Source organism: Robiginitalea sp. (assembly GCF_049588695.1).
GTDB lineage: Bacteria > Bacteroidota > Bacteroidia > Flavobacteriales > Flavobacteriaceae > Robiginitalea.
In genome coordinates this window covers 1-3,307 of sequence record NZ_JBAVZJ010000036.1, presented here as the reverse complement: position 1 = coordinate 3,307, position 3,307 = coordinate 1, and the positions used below count along the sequence as shown (strand labels likewise).

Annotated in this window: 3 protein-coding genes; 2 read left to right on the top strand and 1 reads right to left on the bottom strand. The window is 49.3% G+C overall.

Annotation, left to right across the window (positions count from 1 at the left end):
* Positions 1–64: 64 nt before the first annotated feature.
* Positions 65–880: an NUDIX hydrolase gene (locus WBV75_RS00685; RefSeq protein WP_424118742.1), complete on the top strand. Its 816-nt coding sequence runs from the start codon at positions 65–67 to the stop codon at positions 878–880.
* 49 nt (positions 881–929) lie between these two features.
* Positions 930–1,688: a polyphosphate--glucose phosphotransferase gene (gene ppgK, locus WBV75_RS00680; RefSeq protein ID WP_424118741.1), complete on the top strand. Its 759-nt coding sequence runs from the start codon at positions 930–932 to the stop codon at positions 1,686–1,688.
* A 9-nt stretch (positions 1,689–1,697) separates the two neighbouring features.
* On the opposite strand, the gene typA is transcribed toward ppgK, so the two are convergent.
* Positions 1,698–3,307, bottom strand: a 1,610-nt coding sequence (typA, locus tag WBV75_RS00675) for a translational GTPase TypA (RefSeq protein ID WP_424118740.1), incomplete at its 5' end; no start/stop codon positions are given.

The following is a 3,307-nucleotide window of genomic DNA, read 5'->3' as shown; positions in this document are numbered from 1 at the left end:
GGATAATTCCCGTTCTTTTGTATCCGAAGGTATAGTTTCAAAGGCCCACCGACAGTACTAGATTATGATTTACCGTAAAAAAAGGGAACAACCGGATCGAAAAATTCACCCCCTGATCGGCTTGCTTCTTTTTCTAATTTCCATTGTCCTATTATTGACCACGGGGGTATTTGGATTTATTTACGGCATGGTCCACAGCCTGATTAAAAGGGGATTCCGGGGACTGGGGGAATATTTTCTCCAAATAGCTATTTCGATCGACCAACTCGGGAATGTGCTGATGCAACACCTGTTGAATGTGCTATGGATCAGGCGTGGGGGATATGCATTTGGTAACAGGGATGAGACCATCAGCAGTGCACTAGGGCGAAATAAAAGAAGTAATACACTCACCGGTTTTGGCCGCACCGTTGATCTTGTTCTGGATCTGATCGATCCGAACCATTCCCTGAATTCTATCGACTACTACATCGAACCCTCCGGGCAAATTATTGAAGCCGTCAGTTGGGTATATGTCGAAGACGGGAAAATACTCTCAAGCAGGAGTGAAGGAAAAAGCCGCTACTATATTCCAGGGGGGAAAAGACTGCCCGGCGAACCCGAAGTCCAGGCATTAAGGCGTGAGATCGAGGAAGAAATGGGGGTGTTTCTCATACCAGACAGCATTGTGCTCCTGGGTATTTTCGAGGCCCCGGCAGATGCCCAACCGCCGGGGACCCTGGTCCGGCTGAGTTGCTACACGGGACGGTATGAGGGCACTCTAAAACCCGCTTCAGAAATACGGGAAATCGTTTGGCTGACCTACTCAGATCGCGACCTGGTTGCCCCTGCAGACCAGCTGGTTTTTGATTTTCTCCATCAAAAGGGTATGCTCAATTGACCTCCGCAGACCCGAACTTTTTTAGTACTTTGCAAAGCAAAACCAATACATGGAAGTACTCGGAATAGATGTGGGCGGCTCTGGAACCAAAGGAGCCCTGATTCACATGGAAACCGGTGAAATGCTGTCGGATCGTTTTCGGATCCCTACACCGAAGAGCAGAAAGCCAGAGGAAATGGCTGAAGTAGTGGCTGAAATCACTTCCCATTTTAACTATAAAGGCCCGGTAGGCTGTGGCTTTCCCACAGTGGTCAAAAAAGGAGTCTGTAAATCCCCCGGGAACCTTCACAAGTCCTGGTTGGATGTGCCGATCGAAAAACTATTTGAAAAAGCCTCAGGCAATGACTTTACCGTAATAAATGATGCGGATGCCGCAGGTTATGCGACCATGAACTACGGCATTGGAAGAGGCCTCAAGGGCTTTATTGTAATGATCACCATAGGCACGGGCCTGGGTAGTGGAGCCTTTTTAGACGGGAGGCTGATCCCCAATTTTGAACTCGGGCAAATCCCCTATAAGGAATACTCCAAAATTGAAAGCTGGGCTGCAGCCTCCGCTAAGGATGCCGAAGGGCTGAGCTGGAAAAAATGGGGAAAACGATTCAATAAGTTTCTGGAACTTGTGGAACTTATCGTGAACCCGGATATGATTATCCTCGGTGGAGGTACCTCGAAGTACTTCCAGGAATATGAAAAATACATCAAAATAGAAACGGAAGTCATCCCTGCGGGCCTACAAAATCACGCAGGTATCATAGGCGCCGCTACAGGCTGCCTGGTGAATCACCCGGAGCTCTACCTGGAGTAGACAACCCGACTATGCCTTGGCGCGTTTGCGCTCTGTTTCTTTTAAGAATATTTTGCGCAAACGAAGGTGGCTCGGAGTCACCTCAACATATTCGTCTTTCTGGATATACTCCAAAGCTTCTTCCAGGGAAAATTTTATGGCGGGCACAATCCGGGATTTATCATCCGAACCGGCGGCCCGGACGTTGGTCAGTTTCTTGGTCTTGGTCACATTGATCACCATATCATCCCCTCTGGAATTCTCGCCGATTACCTGACCTTCATAAATATCCTCACCCGGATCGACAAAAAAGCGGCCCCGGTCCTGTAACTTATCTATGGAATAGGGTATTGACTTGCCCGTCTCCATAGAAACCATAGAACCGTTCTGCCTTTGGGGAACCTCCCCTTTCATCGGTTGGTATTCGAGGAAACGATGCGCCATGATCGCCTCTCCGGCTGTAGCGGTCAGCAGTTGATTCCGAAGGCCTATAATCCCGCGGGAAGGTATCAGAAACTCGCAGAGCATCCGTTCTCCCCGGGACTCCATCTTGGTCATTTCTCCTTTTCGCATCGCCACCATTTCCACGGCTTTTCCGGAAACAGCTTCCGGGAGATCTATGGTCAGGGATTCGATGGGCTCGCACATTTTCCCATCTATTTCTTTTAAAATTACCTGGGGCTGTCCAATCTGCAGTTCATATCCTTCACGCCTCATGGTTTCAATCAATACGGATAAGTGAAGTACGCCCCGGCCGTAAACCATAAACTTATCGGCACTGTCGGTTTCCTTAACCCGCAGCGCGAGGTTTTTCTCCAACTCCTTCTCCAGACGTTCTTTTATATGCCGGGAGGTTACAAACTTCCCGTCCTGTCCGAAAAAAGGGCTGTCATTTATGGTAAAGAGCATACTCATCGTAGGCTCATCAATAGCGATGCTGCCCAATGCCTCCGGATTTTCTTTATCGGCGATCGTATCTCCGATATCAAATCCTTCAAGGCCTACGAGGGCTCCGATATCCCCGGTTTGCAATTCCTGGACGCGGCTGCGGCCAAGCCCTTCAAACGTATAGAGTTCCTTAATTCGGGAAGCCACATGCCGGCCATCTCTTTTTACCAGTGTTACTGCCTGACCCTCCTTAAGGTGGCCCCGCTGAAGTCTTCCAATAGCTATCCTCCCGGTGTAGGACGAGTAATCCAGGGATGTTACCAGCATTTGAGTTGTCCCGCTTTCGGGCTCAAAAGTGGGAATATGTTCCAGAACCATGTCGAGAAGTGGGGCGATCGTCCCTGTAGGTTTCGCAAAGTCTTCACCCATCCAGTTCTCCTTGGCGGAGCCATAGACTGTAGGGAAATCCAATTGCCACTCCTCGGCACCGAGTTCAAACATCAAATCAAAAACCTGTTCGTGAACTTCTTCCGGGGTACAGTTTGGCTTGTCCACCTTGTTGATGACCACACAGGGCTTCAACCCCATACTAAGCGCCTTTTGCAACACAAAACGCGTTTGCGGCATCGGGCCTTCAAAGGCATCGACCAGGAGCAAAACCCCATCGGCCATATTCAGTACCCGCTCTACTTCTCCTCCAAAATCGGCGTGGCCAGGGGTATCAATAATGTTGATTTTAGTATCCTTGTAGG